Here is a 15,902-nt window from a genome sequence, read left to right as displayed (position 1 = left end):
GACTTTATATGAGCAGGGTGAACGAAATGGAACGGAAAGTCACTAAGTTCGGCAACAGCCTGGGAATTACAATGACGGATGCCCTCAAACAGATTGGTCTAGAACTAGGCGATACGGTACAAATTGATGTTAATCAAACAGATGGAGAGATCATCATTAAAAAAGCTAACAAAGTCTCCCTACCTGATGGCATCAGCCCTGATTTCTTAGATACTTTGTCTGAAATCATGAGCGAATACGACCAGACCTTAAAAGGGTTAAAAGATCGATGAGCCCTATACGTTATCTAACCTCTCAAGAGGTTATCGCCATTAACGTCGCTATGATACAGAAATATAGCGTCGGCGAGCATATCGGTGTAAAGAATCCGCATTTACTTGAGTCGGCCCTCCATCGGCCTCAATCGTCAGCTTTTGGAGAAGACGCCTATTTATCCATCTGGGAAAAGTCAGCTGCATTATTTGAATCACTGGGACAAAATCACCCATTTCAAAACGCCAATAAAAGAACCGCCTTCACGGCTCTTCTCCTGTTTTTACGCTATAACGGTTATCGATTTATCATGGAACAAAAACAAGCAGAGGATTTTACGGTCGATATGGTAAATCATAAATTCACCTTTCAAGAGCTTACGTCCCTCATCAAGGAATATTCCATTGAAATAACGTAATAAAAAGCGACCATTTACGGGTCGCTTTTTCTGCTGATGTATATGAACGCGGAACGGCCGATTTCCTGCATAGAGAAGCTGGAGCTGCTGTTCGACCACTTCATTTCCCTGCTGTCCCTCCAAAAAAAACATCCTGGTGGTCGAGCCGGATCTCGCGCCCGAGCAACAGCTGGCGATCCTCAAGCAGATCCTGCTCAATTATTTGCGAGCCTAAGGCTTTGGCCAAATAAAAAGAGTACGCAGTATCATGACTGCACACTCTTTTTTTGTTATAACCAAACCTACAGTCCCAGCTTCTGCCCCCGCTCCAAGCGCTGGATCTGCTGCTCGCCTGTTACCGCCAGCTCACTGAACTGATGGATCGTCTCACGCATCCGCGGGAGCGCCTCCTGCTTGTAAGTGCTGATGGAATCAAGTGCCGACAGCACATCCGTGAATGCTTGCTTCAAGGTATCGACGGAGATACTCGTTTCCAGCGACTGCTTGTGGATCGCTGCACCTTGATCCTTCAGCATTTTGGAGGTAGCGCTGATCAGATTGTTCGTGGTTTCGTTCAGCAGCTCGATTTTCTTCAGGACAATCTTCTGGTTGTACAGGGCACTAGCCACCGTGACCGAGATTTTCAGCGCCGTTACCGTTACGTTTCTCGCCCGATCTACGCCGCGAATTAATTCTTTGTTGTTCCGAATGACCACTTCAATGGCCATGATTCCCTGCTGGTTCACGACCAGCATCTGCTGCAGGTCCATCACGCGCTGGCGCAGCGGAAACAACACCTCTTCGGTGATAAACCGGATTTTATCCTCCGACTCCTGCCGTATTTTGGCCGCCTCGACCTGGGATTCGATCTCTGCGTCCATAAGCATCCCCAGCTGAATTTCCTTTTGCAGCTTTTTGGTCAGCTCGCGGAGGGTTTGCTGTTCAATCTCCAGCGTGGTGTTGTCATTCTTTAATACGGTTTTTCCTTTCTCCAGGGAAATAATGATATCTGAAATGACGGCGTCCGCCTTTTGAAACTTGGCAAAATATCGGCGCAGCGGGTTAAATACCATGCCCAGCAGCCCGCTCTTCGCAAAATCCACAACGCTCGGGTCCAAATCCTTCAGCTGCAGCTGCAGCTCCGTTAACCCTTTGGCCACTTGACCGCCTTCATCCCCGGTTTTCGATAATCTTCCCACCTGAACCTGCAGGAGCGCATTCTTCTCCGAGGAGGATCTCATCGAGCTGATGCCAAAGCTCTCAATGGATTGCAGCACCTGTCTTCGCTTCTCGAGCGATTCGATATCCAGCTCCATGATGGCCTGCACATTGTTAACCGCCAGCTCCTTCAACTGCGTAACTTCTTCCGGCTCTGGCTTCACCTGCTCTTCAATCGCCGTCTTAATCTCTTCGGGACTAATGACTTCCATCGTAAATGACAATATAACCCCTCCTACAAGTTTCTTGTGTGAACCACTTCGTTATATGTGAAAAACGCTTGTAATGCTGCTACATCTGCACATTCAGCAGCTGGCCGATTTTGTATACGACATCGTCGGTATCCGCGTTGATGCTGGCTGCTTCATTGATGCTGGATATGCTCTGGAGCGCCTGAATGTTGGCATTATAGCCGATCGTGTATACTGGGATTTTATACGCTTTGATCAGTTCCCGGATGTCATCCAGGGAGTGCCCAACGTTCGTCTCCCCGTCACTCAGCACAAAAATCAGAGGTTTCACGTCCGGATTCGCCGCCATCTCGTCCTGAAGCATCTTCATTGCCACCACAATGCCGTCAAAGGTCGCGGTATTCCCGCTGGCTTCAAGGCTGTTGATCGCCCCGACAAACATCGACTGCTGATTCAAGTCGTACTTGCCGATCGGAAGGTTGATCGTAACGTCCGTGGAATACGACACGAAGCCGATGCTGTTGTCCCGGCCCAAATATTTCTGCCCCGTCAACAGCGATTCCTTGAGGCGGTTTAACGGCTCGCCGTCCATGCTTCCCGACACGTCCGCTACAAACACAGCCGCAACCGGCTTGTTGCCATCTTTTTTCTCTTTCCAAAGCTTCTGCGCAGAAGGCAGCAGACTGCTGTCGACAACTTCAAGCTCGGATTGATAATCGTTAAGACCATTGAACCCTTTTTTGTCGGCTAACTTCTGGTATTTGTTCTGCTCAACAAACGCCGCGAATTTCTTAATGATGTCCAGCTTCTCCTTCGGCACTTTCCCGAGCGCATACAAAGGACTGTCGTGCCTTACGCCAAACGGGGTAAAGACGTAACCGCTCTTCATGTCCGCCGCGTTGACATAGGTCTGATACTCCAGGACAAAGGCATCCAGCATGCCGGACTTCGCCGCATCGCGCATCTGGATCGTGGTCGAAGCCGTGAAAGGGACGTTCGCCTGGAATTTCTCGAAGCCCTGTACCGCTTTTTCGCTAAGCAGATCGGAGCTGTCAAACGTTTCAAGGGCCGTGATCAGGAAGTTTAGACCCGTGGAGCTCGCAAAAGGATCTGTGTAACCCATCGCCAATTCGTTATTCGATATCGCATCCGTCAGCGTCTTGACGTTCAAGGAGCCGTACTTCTCCACCAGTTCATCGTATTTGGCCTTTCGGGTGACAACGCCGGTCACGTTCCCCGTGAGGCGCTTGGATACAAGCTCGGCCTTGACACCATATTCCTTGACCATCTCCCCCCACAGCTCATTAGAAGGCGTAAAAGCGTCCGGCACGTACTTTCCGGATGTTATGTAATCGGTTGCGGTTCCCGACGCGATATTACGGATCTTCACCGATACCGGCTTGCCGTTCACTACCGGCTTGGAGTTGTTGAACTCCTCTGCCACTTCATTCAACCAACCGTCAATGCCAGGCCCTGCCTTCTCGGGCGAGGAGAAGATCTCAACATACAAGTCCGTCGTATTCTCGACCGAGATCGGAAACTTGGATATATCGGGCAGGGAGTCGGCTACGGCAACCGGGTCCAGATCAACTTGACCTTTTATGGGATCCGCCGTCGTGACCACAATGTCCTTGTAGATTTTGTTGATTTTCTTAGCCGCGCCTTCCGAATCGACCTCAGACTGGCTCTTGCCCAGATTGGAGGTTAACGTGATCCCCGCATACACCAGAACAAACACGACCACTGCAATGGCCACTAATACGACAAAGGCACTCCCTTTGCTTCGCATAATCATCTCCCTCTCTTATTGCTTATATAGTTTGGTTTGCTTGATTAACGTATCGATTTCCTTCATGCATGGCATCTCCTCCACATCCCGGTAATCGGTGCTGCCAAGCAAGGAAATCTCCAGCAGCAGTTTATCGAGCTTGAGCATGATTTCTTCATTCGCTTCCAGATAACCGGTCACGTAAGCCAGATACTCTTGGTATAAGGCTGTTTTTTTCTGCGCCACCTTGCTGGATAGCTGGGATGCTTTGGGCTGATCGGCCATGCGGTTGAAATCGGATGCGGCGAAGACGCCCAGCTTGTTCAGAATCCCTCGGATATTGAGATAGAACAGCTTCTCAACCTCATCGATGACCGCCATGAATTTCTTGTAACTGAGCTCCGTTTGCTCAAAACGCTGACCCAGGACGTCCAGCAGCGCGTTTCTCTTTTTCTCAATTCGTTCCAATTGGTCCAGGGCAAGGGCGATATCATTCTTCAGCACTTTCACGTTGCGATAATGATGAAGCGCGTCTATATAATCCTCACGGGTCTGAATCGTTTGGATCGCCTTCACAGCCGGAGGCTTGAATAACAAAACATAACTGCCATAAAAGAGCACAAGAACACTAACAATCCATACGGTAATGACCGATGCCGACTGGAAGGCGCTATCGCCGCCAATATGGAATCCGAGCAGCCCGGGCGAAACCAGCACAATATTTACGATCGCGATAACCGCCATAAGCAGGAGCAGCTTTACGGATTTCGAGACATTCAAGAATTAACACCTCCCTTACTCCTATAGAGCGATGACTGATTCGACTTATAACCGCCTTTTAAAATATCCGTAAAACATAGGTAAATAAAGGATATAACACATACTACGTCTCATTTCGAAGTTAGATGCATTTTCCTCACGCGATTGGCCTGCCGATTCACAATTCATTCCATTTGGTATCAGATAACTCGCCTTGCTAATATGATACGGGCATGATCGTCCCGTGTCTGGAAAGCCATGGTGGAACGCAGAGAATTGTTGTAAGAATAGAGGCGCCAAGCCGAGGCAAGCAAGATCATAGAGGTAGGGTAACTATTTGAACCTCTCATCACTAAAGTGACGAGATTCCTAAGTACAGGGTTCTATCGAACCCTAATTAATTAGGCTATCCCCGTAATTTCCTACGGTTACTGCACAACGACTCACTACAACTGTGCAGACAGAAGTCTTTTTCCTTCATGGAGGATATTCTTACTTGCATTCCAATCTCGATCGTGATGAGAATGGCACACTGGGCAAGTCCATTCACGAAGCTTCAGGTTTTTAACTTCTTTGTTCTTAAACCCACAACAAGAGCATAGCTGTGAAGATGCGAACGTTTTGCATACAGGGACCACTGTGCGTCCATACCATTTCGCCTTGTACTCTAACATCGTTCTGAATTGCGTCCAAGATACTTCGCTAATTGCCTTAGCTAGTTTGCCGTTTTGCAGCATATTCTTTACTTGCAAGTCTTCAATCGCAATGTTGTCGTGGTTTTTGACAATATGCGTTGAAATCTTATGTAAGTAATCTGCTCTCGAATTGGCAATACGTTCATGGATTCTAGCTACCTTAAGCTTTTGCTTCTGATAGTTTCTCGATTCAGCAAGAGGTCGCTTTTGTATCAATGCTACTTCTTTCCTTCTTGATAGAATACGTTGTTCTTTAGCTAGTTTTGCTTCTAGCGCTCGAAAGAACTTAGGGTTTGGGAAGTTTTCCCCATTAGTCAGAACGGCAAATTCCTTCAATCCCACATCGATTCCAACTGAAGAGTTCGTCTCAGCCAATGCTTCCACTTCTACTTCTGCACGTATAGACACAAAATACTTACCCGTGGGGTTGCATCTGACTGTAGCATTCAAGATACGCCCTTCTATTTCTCTGGATTTTGCAAATTTAACTAAACCTAACTTTGGAAGTTTGATTTTGTTGTCTATTATAGCGATGTTGTTGTTGGTGAAGTTGGTTTGATAAGACTGAACAGGGCTCTTCTTGCTCTTGAATCTTGGAGCATCATTCTGCTTTTTGAAGAATCGAGAATACGAGTCTGCTAAATTCTTTAGTGCGTTCTGCAAAGAGAACTTATCGGGTTCTATGAGCCAATCCAGCTCCTTCTTAAGTTTGGTTAGTTCGGCTGAACATGTTCCGTAAGTAAGTCCCTTGCCCGTCTCTTTGTAAGTTGTATTCCACTTCCCCAGAAAGTGATTGAACACAAAGCGACTACAGCCAATCGTCTTAGAAATGAGGACAGCTTGTTCTGTGGTAGGATAAATGCGGAACTTGTACGCCTTATGTACTAGCATGGATATCACTTCACTTTCTGGTTTTGTATATACTGTCTAATTTGAGATTCTGTATTTTCGCTAACTGTTGCTACAAAGTAAGATGGGTTCCAAAGATTCCCTCCCCAAAGCTTCTTCTTTAGCTGAGGAAACTCTTTAAACAACAATCTTGCGGATACTCCCTTCAATGCTTTAATGATAGAAGGGATAGCGCGTTGTGGTGAGCATTCGACCAACAAGTGAACATGATCACTGTCACTTTTGATCTCAACTATTTCAAAGTTGTTGTCTGATGCTATCTGACAAAGCATCTCTTTAAGTCTTTTGTCTACACCGTTAAGCAACACCTTATGGCGATATTTCACACACCATACGATATGATACTGGATTGAGTATACGTAACCTCGTCCATGTTTAATTTCAGACATATATTACCACCTCTTGTTTTAGAGTAACATATGTCATTGCAAAAAAAACCATATTTTTATGTTTCATAGGCGTAAATGTTAATTAAACACCAAACATATGTCGGACAATCGAAGTATCATATGACACGCTTTGCCCGAAGCTTTCTAACGCACGGCTAATTTGCGAAAGCTGGCTCATCAAAATTACATAAATAATCCAATGGTTCTGCGACAAAAGAAACAAAAAAAGTCCTTCAGTGAAAGCCTGAAAGACTTCTATTTTTTAAGAGAAGAGCTCGATGTCTGGGTTCAAGACCCAGCCGAACTATTGATCATCCGAATCGACCGCTGATGTAATCCTGCGTACGGCAATCCGCGGTGGGCAAGGAATGCATACTTGCTATCTGTTAGGCGGATGAGTAAGGAAAAAAAGATAATGCTGTTCGTATGACGGTAAAAAGAGCCGCTGGAATCCTCCAGGGCTCTTCTTATTGATATTCCGTCGGATATTACTTCACTTGATTCAACAGATTGAGCACAGCCTGTGCGCTTTCAGCACGGGTGGTCTTGGCATTCGGCGTAAACGTGCTGTTGGCATGTCCCTTCATCAAGCCAAGGGACAAGGCTTCCTTCACCTCTTGGACTGCCCATGGAGAAATTTGCCCCTTATCCTTCAGATCCGGTGCTTCCGCCGAAGTGGTGGCATTCCCCTTGGCCCCGTATGCACGGTAGAGCATGACGGCCAGCTCTTCACGGGTGATAGCTGTGTTCGGTGCGAATGTATCCTTGCCTCTGCCGTTCACCAGCCCGTGCTGATGAGCTGCCGCAACCGCGGAAGCATACCAAACGTCGCTGTCCACATCCGTGAAGGTCGTGTCTTGCGTACTTTCAAGTCCCAAGGCCCGAACGAGCATAGCGGCAAATTGTGCACGTGTCAGTGGCTGATGTGGACTAAATTTCGTATCGCTGGTGCCATTTACAATATGCTTAGCGGAAAGCTCTTTTACCGCTTGCTCGGCCCAATGGCCGGTAAGGTCCACAAACGATTTATCATATTCCAATGCAGCATATGTGCTGAATTGGCTGACTTCGGCCGTCAGCAGCCCGTTTACCAGCTTGCCGCCAACATATTTCAGTTGGCCTTGATCTGAGATATGGTAGATACCGGCCAGCTTGCCGTGAATGGCGCTGTCGACTGCAAATCCAATCGTTACGGGTGCTATGAAACGCTCCAGCTTATATGCCTTGCCGTCTTTCGTACGGACGGAAAGCTGGAAATCATACATCTTGCTGCCTTGCTTCAGCTTAGTCTTCTGGGAAGCAGCTGCTTTGGCTATAAGAGAGGCAGCCGTCTGCGATCCAACCTCTTCCAGCTTAAACGAGATAACCGCATCCTTAGCCTGATCGGCCGGTACGAGCTGGCGCAGCGCTTTGAGCAGCGCGGATGGAAGCTGTACCATCACGCCGCCCTGCTTCAGCGCAAGCGGCTTCTCTCCCAGGATGTCCCCTGCCGTCAGCGGCAAGAGAACTTCGATATCCTCGGCACCCAGCTGAACCGTTACTTTCTCTTGTCCGCTGCGCAGCGACTCTTCGTTGATGATCCGCTGACCCTGATTTGGCTTCGTTCCCGGATCGGTCGACGGATTGCCGCCTCCCCCGCCTCCGTTTCCATTTCCATTTCCACTGCCAGGGTTGCTGCCGTTGCCACCGTCATCGATCTTAGCTTTCATTTTAATTACAACGGCCGTTAGAGGCTCAAGCGTAATCGAGCCGGAGGTTAACGTAAATCCGGACTTCGCCTTAACGCCGGTCGTGCCCGCTTCGTCGTTATCAACCACCACCGTGCCGGAGGTTAGATCCTCGCTAAGCGTCAACGATCTCGACTGGTTATCGGCATTAACGAATACATAATAAGTGCCGGTTCCGTCCGTGGCTTTATTTTTATAAGCAATAACCAGATCCTGCACTTTCACCTCGGGAATCTGCAGCAGGGTCACATTCGAATTCACTATGCACTGATCGCCAAGGCGGAAGGCGTCGGACGATTTTCTTAACTCGATCAATCCGGTCGTATATTCCTTCGTCTTGTTGTTCTCCGGATACTTGGTTTCATCCGTTGCCTTTTCCCAATCAAACATGTTGATGGCATCGGAGGAGTCGTAGGAGTCGTGGATGAAATAACCGAAACGGTTTCCCGCCTCGTCCTCTAATTCGTGATATTTTTGCTCGGGCACACCCTGACCCAGCCATTGCTTAGTCCGCCCGTATTCCTGTCCTGCATGGAGGAAAGCCGTTCCTTGCGAAGTCAAAGTAATCAGGTTGCCCAGACGAATGCGTTTATGAATCTCCAGATCATTCGTTGCTATCGAAGGGTCCTTCTTGATGGACTGCGCAATGATGTCGTACAGCGGCAGATTGTCATGGGCTTCAATGTATTGAACGATGTCGCCCGGGTCATCTTCCTTCGTGTTGCTAGGCTGGGCCTTGATATTGTTGAAAATCGTTTGGATGTCGCGTGCGCCGCCCGTAATGAATCTAGGCTCACCTTCATTGCCGAAGCCGGATTTCAGCTCGTTGCGGAACTCATCCGAGAAGACGCCGACGTCGTCCGTCTTATCCATCCAATTCTGGTCTGCCCCCTTGCCTGCCAGGGAAGGATCCGACAGATGTCCGCCGAAGGTGACCCAGCCCTCGCCGATAAACAGAGCGTTCGGGTTAATGGAGGCTGCGGCATCATAGGCGTTCTGTACAGCCTCATACGTGGCGTCGCCCATCATGTCCCAGCGCATGCCGTCGATTTTGTATTCGTCGAACCAGTATTTCACGGAGTCTACCATCAGCTTCTCGGCCATCTTATGGTTGGTTGCCAGGTTGTTGCCGAAGCCGCCGATGAAATTGCCGTTGGCGTCCTGGAAGGCATAATAGTTTGGCACGATATCATTCAGGAAGTCTGCCTTGGCCATATGGGTGTACACCACGTCCAATACGACGCCCATGTCCGCCTCGTGAATGGCGTTAATCATCGCTTTCAGTTCCTTGATTCGCAATTCCGGATCCGTAGGATCCTCAGAGTAAGCACCATCAGGCGAGAAATAACTGTGCGGATCATATCCCCAGTTGTACTCATTGTCTTTTGCCGAATATTCCAGCTCCCTGTTCTTCATGGCAGCTTCGTCCCCGTAATACCACGCCATCACGGGCAGCAGCTGAACATGGGTAACGCCTAGGGACTTGATGTATTCGAGCTTCTCTTTGAATGCGTCGTAGGATCCCCAAGTCGCGTTATGCAGATCGTTCTCAATTGTCGGATCCGACGTAAAATCCCGGACGTGAATCTCCCAGATGATGGCGTCTTCCCGCTGCTCATAACCAGGAATGTCCGCAAAACAGAAGCCGGCAGGATCCGTTTGACTCAAGTCGACGATAGCCGCTTTGCCGACGGTATCACCGTCCGGTCCTGCTTCACCTTTGGTGTTCACTCTGAATTGCGCCATGGATTTGGCATATGGATCCAGCACGGCTTTCGTCACACCGTTGTTGGTCACTTCGTATTGATAAAAATATCCTCTAAAATCTTGGATCCCGAGGTCCCCCGGCTTCAATTGAACCGACCATACCCCTTTATCACCTTTTTGCAGGGTTACATTGCCGATCAACTGCGTTGCATCATCCTTGCTGTACACATTCGCGGTGACCTCGGTTGCCGTCGGTGCCCACAGCTTGAGTTCGGCCCCACCGGACTGATAAGTCGCCCCGAGATCATCGCCGTCGTACGCGTATATCTCATCCAGCATTCTCCAGCCGGTCGAAGCCGATACGGTTTTTCCGGCGTAGGTTACCTTAAGCGGAGTCTGATCCAACTGGAATAATGCCGACACTTCGATGGTAGTGTTTCCGACAATCTTCACGTCTTGAATGGTAACCGTATTGTCGTCCTTATCCTTGATCTGCAGCTCATTCTTCAGCGTATCCGCTTCCAAACCATCGGTCATCGTAAATCCGAGCTGGAGCTTTCCGGGAGACAATACCTCTGCCGAGACTAACCCCGTAGGCACCTCCCCATGCGGGGATGTATAGACAGTATTGTCGCCTTCTTTAATGAACAGATGCTGGTATCGGTCTACCAGGGTAAAACCTTTGTCGCCGCCGTCTTTCCCGGCATCTCCCTTGGACGGATCCAGCACGAGTAAATTAATCTTCTGAGCCTCCGGCTTCATCAGTACGTCCACGTAAGCGCCGTAACGGTCGGTTTGGCCTGGAGGGAACATGGTGGCTCCTGTCGGCCAGTCTTTCGAAGGCGCAGCGACATCATCACCCCATATCCACAAACCGTACGGATCGTAGTTCTGATCCTGTCTTTGATAGTGGATACGCACGGTATCTGCCGGCAGGTCAACAGGCTCAAAGCTATATACCGTATCGGAGCCTTCCTTGAGCCATACTTCGTTCATGTCCGGCGAGGTTAAGGCAAATTTTTTGTCGCCGCCGTCTTTGTTGCCGCTAATGCGGTCGACAACGACGATCCCGACTTTTTGGGCGCCGTCCTTGAGCGGAATGTCGACGAAGGCGCCGTAGCCGTCCTGCTGCCCGCTCGGGAATGGCGTTGCCCCTGTCGGCCAGTTGGCTGACGGAACTGCAACTTCATCAAAAATCCACAGACCAATGCTGCCGTAATTCACGTCTGCCCGGTTGTAATGGACGCGCAGATGGTTAGCGGGAACCGGCGTTCCCGGATCTGCAGGCACCGTGAAACGAGCGGCAACACCATGATCGTTCGCATTATAGCTGAATGTAACCTTCACATCTTGCGGCAGCTGAAGCGCTTCCCGATTAGCGGGGTGAACCGCGCTTGCCGCATCGCTGCCCAAAGCGATTTGATACTCATGATCCCCTTCGTACACGTCGGCTGTCACCGTGTATACATTGTCATAATCGGAATCCTGCATAATTAATCTTGCATCCGCAGGCGACCAGTCGGCCGCTTCACCAATACCCGACTGGAAGCTGCCGATCACTCTTGGAAGCTTATCCGCTTCAATCGGAACGTAGTATGTAGAATCCGCAATCCGGTGGGTCCCGTGGTTGTAATAAAAAGTAACCTGAGAGTCCTGAGCGAGCGTTATTAGAATGTTGCCATCCTTGCTCGCTCCGCTTGGATTGGAATAATTGGCGGAACCGTAATTCTCATCCCACTTACCGTCAATCGCGATCTTGTACTCGTACGATCCCGCGGGCAAGTGGCCGGTAAAGCTGTATTCTCCGTTCCCCATATTCTTCATAGTTGTCGCGGCGGCGGCCGGGTCCCAATCTCCGCTATGGCCTAGTTCGGATTGCAGAGTCCCTACCAGCGTAACCTGGCTTGGCACGTTATTGGCATCGGCCGTTGATGGCGGAATGCCGAGCATGGAGAAAATCAGCGAAAAAATCATGATGATGGACCACGTTCGTTTGCTTAAAACAGTCATTCTCATGAACAAATAACCTCCTTCGGTTCTTGGATTAGGTGCAGTTGATGCTATTTTAATGCCAATCATTGCGCAAACGCTTGCATAAACAAGTTTGAGCTTCCATCAAGTAAAGTACGACAATAACTGACAATGGTTAGAGAAATGGTTCGAAATATAGAATGAAACAAAGATAGATGAAAGCGATTACAATGGGAGCGTTTGCATTCTTTATTGTAGTATCGAGGTTCCTTGCCGTCAACCACATTTTGGCCTGTTTTCAAGAACTATTTTGCGGCTCAAGTGAGACTCTCACCAGCAGATTTAGCTCTAACAAATAAAGGGAATCAACCATCGGAATGACTGATTCCCTTCCATGCGCGTTTCATCCGTTTAAGGTGTTACGTTGTTTCTAGTAAAATGAATTGGAAGCATACTTTCGCAAACTAATGATTGATTTCCCACGACGATTCCCATAACATTAAACATTATAATGATATAATGTTTAATGTTCGCAAAATCATGGATGCAGGGGGATTTCATATGAAATTTCGTTTTGAGGGCGCTGTTACGGATGTCATGCCCGGCATTCAGCTGCTGCTGGATGAGGTTGGCGTAGAGCTTGGGGAGGACGGAGTCCCCGTAGAGGTAGCCTTGTCGGATGGAGATCTGGAGGTCGGCAGGGACCGGACTCACGCCTATATTCGTTACGGACGAAAACATCAATTTTTCCGGGGACTCGGCTTGCTGGTTCAACATAGCCGCCAAAGCGATACGTTCCACCTTCACGAACGTCAGCAATTTGACCAGATCGGCCCGATGTTCGACCTGTCCCGCAACGCCGTGCTGACCGTGGACAGCTTCAAGCTCATGCTGAACAAGATGGCCCTGATGGGGATGAACAGCGTGATGTTATACATGGAGGATACCTACCAGATCGAAGGCGAGCCGTATTTCGGTTATATGCGCGGTCGCTATACACAAGCAGAACTGAAAGAAATAGACGATTATGCCGACCAATTCGGCATCGAGGCTTTTCCGAGCATCCAAACCTTGGCGCATCTGGAGGAGTTTCTGAAGTGGGAGCCCATCAAGCATTACCGTGATACCAAAGGGGCCCTTCTTGTCGGCAGCGAGCAGACAGATTCCCTGATTGAACGGATGATCGAGGCTGCCAGCGCTCCGTTCCGCAGCAACAAGATTCATATCGGGATGGACGAAGCGGAGGAGCTTGGACGGGGAAAATATTTGGATCACAACGGTTATGTGAGCCGTTTCGACATCATGATCACCCATCTGGACAAAGTCCTGGCTGCCGTCCGCAAACGCGGCCTGAAGCCGATGATGTGGAGCGACATGTTCCTGAAGCTCGCTGCCGGCGGAGGCGGCGATGCGGCGTATTACGACAAGGACACCTCGATTCCGGAGGATATGGCCCGCCGCATCCCGAAGGATGTAGACATGGTGTACTGGGACTACACCCACATGAAGCCGGAGGACTATAAGAAGCTGATTGCCAATCACCGTCCGCTGGGGTGCAACCTCGTGTTTGCAGGAGCCGTCTGGATTTTCAACACATTTGGCGTCAACTACGGTTTGTCCCTGAACGCTTCGGATGTTGCGCTTCAAGTGTGCAAGCAGGAGGGAATCCGCGAGGTATACGCCACGATGTGGGGCGATGACGGCAACGAAGGAAATCCGTTCGCGGCGCTGCTCGGTCTGCAGCTCTATGCCGAGCATGCCTACTCGGAACAGAAGCCGTCCCCGGCTCAGTTGGCGGAACGGGTTAAATTCTGTACGGGCATCGATATGGATACGTTCCTCCTGCTGAAGGACCTGGACGAAATCCCCGGCCAGGAGCCGAACAACGCCAAGCAGAGCAACCCGTCGAAATTCTTGCTGTATCAGGACGTGCTCCTCGGGATGTTCGACAAACAGATCGAAGGCCTGGACCTCTCGAACCACTATGCCGAGCTGGAGCAAAACCTGCGTGCGAAGCGCGATAGCAGCGCCGAGCTGGACTATCTGTTCGATATGCCGGAGAAGCTGAGCGCCGTCCTCAAACGCAAGAGCGAGATTGGCATTCTGCTGAAGAAAGCCTATGACACCAAGGACACCGATACCTTAAAACATATGGCCAGGGTCGTGCTCCCTGCCATTTCCAAAGCCGTTCAAGAACTGCGCATTGCCCACCGCACGCAGTGGCACCGGATGTTTAAGCCCTTCGGCTGGGAGGTCATCGACATCCGCTATGGCGGCGTCATTACTCGCCTGGATACCGCATCGTTCCGCATTCTGGAATACGTTGAGGGACGTACGGCAAGCATTGAAGAGCTTGAGCAGGAACGGCTGGTGTTCAGCACGACCAACCGCGACAACCACAAAGGGGTCGGCTGGTGCAGTCATTATTACCGCATGGCTTCGCCGAACGTGTTCTACCATGTGTTGAATCCTTTTTAAGGGTCCCAGCTACCGGAATCTGCTGATACCTGTCACCAACATATATGAAAAAGCCCCGATGCCGGGGCTTTTTTGCATAATCGCTAAGGCTTATATGATTCGCTCTAATCCACGCTTATGATCCGTTACTTTGCACTTCCTCGTACCAGGCTAGCACATCCCGGCTAAGCCGTTCCACGATCTCGGGGTAATGGTCCGCCAGGTTGGAGCGCTCCCTGGGATCCTTGGACAGATCGGACAGATGAACCTGATCCGGAACCACGCGGTCAAAATCGAGTTTCCCGTTCAGCACCAGCTTCCAATTCCCTTCCCGGACAGCCAGTTGGCCTTGATACTCCCAGAACAATTGCTTATGCGGCGACGGCTCGCCCATTCGTAGCATCCCCTTCAGGCTGCTTCCATCCAGTGCAACGCCTTGAAGCGGTCCCGCCGCCGGATCGACGCCCGCCAGATCCAGAAAGGTCGGTACGATGTCCATCATGGCCGCCACCTCATCACGTACTTGTCCGCCCTCTAATCCGTTCGGCCAGCTTAGTATGGCAGGTTCGCGGATTCCGCCTTCAAACAGACTTGCTTTATGCCCGCGAAAGATCCCCGCGCTCCCGCCGTAATAAACGTCTTCCGTCCCGTCCAGCCAGTTCCGGCTCTCGGAGGACGGTCCGTTATCGCTGGAGAAGAAGATGACCGTATCCTCATAACACCCCACTTCCTTCAGCGCCTTCACGATCTCCCCGACGCCGTCATCCACCGCTGCAATCATGGCGGCCATGACCTGCCGATCCCAAGGCAAATGCGCAAACCGGTCCATGTATTCCTGTGGTGCATGCATCGGATAATGCGGCGCATTGTATGACGTAAACAAGAAGAACGGAGCCTCCTGCTCCCGAGACCGCTTAATGAAATCAACCGATCGTTCCGTAATCAGTTCGGTCATATACCGGCCGTTCTCCCAAACCTCCGTTTCGTTTTCCCATAGATCATGAAGGGGATTGACGCCATGGGCTTGGCCCCAATAAAAAATGTGCGAGTAAAAATCGACGCAGCCCGCCTTAAATCCGAAAAACTCATCAAACCCGTGCGCGTTCGGACTGGTTTCCTCTGACAGACCCAGATGCCATTTTCCATACAATGCCGTTCTGTAGCCGGCGGGTTTAAGCGCCTTCGCCAACGTTACCTCGGTGGGAGGAAGGCCATGCGAACCGCGCTTCGCCCCCAGGATTTCACCGACTCCCGCTCTGACCGGATACTTGCCTGTCAATAAAGAGGCTCGTGACGGAGAGCAGACTGGAGAGTTGGAATACCAATTCGTAAAACGAATGCCTTCATCAGCCAATCCGTCCAGATGCGGGGTTTTCACGGTTTCCGATCCGTAACACCCAAGGTCCCCATACCCTAGATCATCGCAATATACGACGATAAAATTCGGTTGTTTCATATCTTA

General features: G+C 50.1%; 10 protein-coding genes. 3 read left to right on the top strand and 7 right to left on the bottom strand.

Features of this window, described 5'->3' with window-relative positions:
* The first annotated feature begins 8 nt into the window (after positions 1-8).
* Together CRG97_RS02070 and CRG97_RS02065 are read left to right on the top strand one after the other, a co-directional pair.
* Positions 9-272 carry an AbrB/MazE/SpoVT family DNA-binding domain-containing protein gene (locus CRG97_RS02070; RefSeq protein WP_098741518.1) on the top strand — a complete coding sequence of 88 codons (264 nt, stop codon included), beginning with the start codon at positions 9-11 and terminating at the stop codon, positions 270-272.
* On the top strand, positions 269-670 hold the full coding sequence (locus tag CRG97_RS02065; protein ID WP_098741517.1) for a type II toxin-antitoxin system death-on-curing family toxin: 402 nt from the start codon (positions 269-271) through the stop codon (positions 668-670). The genes CRG97_RS02070 and CRG97_RS02065 overlap by 4 nt, the downstream gene beginning before the upstream one ends.
* A gap of 281 nt (positions 671-951) precedes the next feature.
* Here CRG97_RS02065 and CRG97_RS02055 read toward each other — a convergent pair whose 3' ends face one another.
* The 6 genes from CRG97_RS02055 to CRG97_RS02030 all read right to left on the bottom strand — a co-directional run bounded on the left by CRG97_RS02055 (position 952) and on the right by CRG97_RS02030 (position 12,028).
* Positions 952-2,091 (bottom strand): toxic anion resistance protein, encoded by a 1,140-nt coding sequence (locus CRG97_RS02055; protein WP_098741516.1) that lies wholly within the window; start codon positions 2,089-2,091, stop codon positions 952-954.
* Positions 2,092-2,158: 67 nt separating this feature from the next.
* Positions 2,159-3,847: a vWA domain-containing protein gene (locus CRG97_RS02050; protein ID WP_098741515.1), complete on the bottom strand. Its 1,689-nt coding sequence runs from the start codon at positions 3,845-3,847 to the stop codon at positions 2,159-2,161.
* A 15-nt stretch (positions 3,848-3,862) separates the two neighbouring features.
* Complete coding sequence (locus CRG97_RS02045; protein ID WP_098741514.1) at positions 3,863-4,606, bottom strand: hypothetical protein; 744 nt, start codon at positions 4,604-4,606, stop codon at positions 3,863-3,865.
* Positions 4,607-5,031: 425 nt separating this feature from the next.
* On the bottom strand, positions 5,032-6,171 hold the full coding sequence (gene tnpB / locus CRG97_RS02040) for an IS200/IS605 family element RNA-guided endonuclease TnpB (protein ID WP_098741513.1): 1,140 nt from the start codon (positions 6,169-6,171) through the stop codon (positions 5,032-5,034).
* Between the two features lie 5 nt (positions 6,172-6,176).
* Positions 6,177-6,578, bottom strand: coding sequence for an IS200/IS605 family transposase (tnpA, locus tag CRG97_RS02035; protein WP_098741512.1), 402 nt, complete (start codon positions 6,576-6,578; stop codon positions 6,177-6,179).
* Between the two features lie 488 nt (positions 6,579-7,066).
* A complete protein-coding gene (locus tag CRG97_RS02030) occupies positions 7,067-12,028 on the bottom strand; it encodes a pullulanase (protein WP_098741511.1) in 4,962 nt (1,653 codons plus the stop codon).
* A gap of 516 nt (positions 12,029-12,544) precedes the next feature.
* Here CRG97_RS02030 and CRG97_RS02025 point away from each other — a divergent pair.
* A complete protein-coding gene (locus CRG97_RS02025) occupies positions 12,545-14,461 on the top strand; it encodes a beta-N-acetylhexosaminidase (RefSeq protein WP_098741510.1) in 1,917 nt (638 codons plus the stop codon).
* A gap of 115 nt (positions 14,462-14,576) precedes the next feature.
* On the opposite strand, the gene CRG97_RS02020 is transcribed toward CRG97_RS02025, so the two are convergent.
* Positions 14,577-15,896: a sulfatase-like hydrolase/transferase gene (locus tag CRG97_RS02020; RefSeq protein ID WP_098741509.1), complete on the bottom strand. Its 1,320-nt coding sequence runs from the start codon at positions 15,894-15,896 to the stop codon at positions 14,577-14,579.
* Between the last annotated feature and the right edge of the window lie 6 nt (positions 15,897-15,902).

It is taken from the genome of Paenibacillus sp. EZ-K15, from assembly GCF_002573715.1.
Classification (GTDB): Bacteria; Bacillota; Bacilli; order Paenibacillales; family Paenibacillaceae; genus Paenibacillus_AQ.
Note: the sequence above shows the minus strand (reverse complement) of the source record. Positions and strands in the feature narration are given on the sequence as shown.

Excerpts from the sequence above, each read along its gene's own strand:
- CRG97_RS02070 (WP_098741518.1), top strand. The coding sequence starts at position 9 with ATGAGCAGGGTGAACGAAATGGAACGGAAAGTCACTAAGTTCGGCAAC.
- tnpB (WP_098741513.1), bottom strand. The coding sequence starts at position 6,171 with ATGCTAGTACATAAGGCGTACAAGTTCCGCATTTATCCTACCACAGAA.
- CRG97_RS02020 (WP_098741509.1), bottom strand. The coding sequence starts at position 15,896 with ATGAAACAACCGAATTTTATCGTCGTATATTGCGATGATCTAGGGTAT.
- CRG97_RS02050 (WP_098741515.1), bottom strand. The coding sequence starts at position 3,847 with ATGCGAAGCAAAGGGAGTGCCTTTGTCGTATTAGTGGCCATTGCAGTG.
- CRG97_RS02025 (WP_098741510.1), top strand. The coding sequence starts at position 12,545 with ATGAAATTTCGTTTTGAGGGCGCTGTTACGGATGTCATGCCCGGCATT.
- CRG97_RS02030 (WP_098741511.1), bottom strand. The coding sequence starts at position 12,028 with ATGAGAATGACTGTTTTAAGCAAACGAACGTGGTCCATCATCATGATT.
- tnpA (WP_098741512.1), bottom strand. The coding sequence starts at position 6,578 with ATGTCTGAAATTAAACATGGACGAGGTTACGTATACTCAATCCAGTAT.
- CRG97_RS02065 (WP_098741517.1), top strand. The coding sequence starts at position 269 with ATGAGCCCTATACGTTATCTAACCTCTCAAGAGGTTATCGCCATTAAC.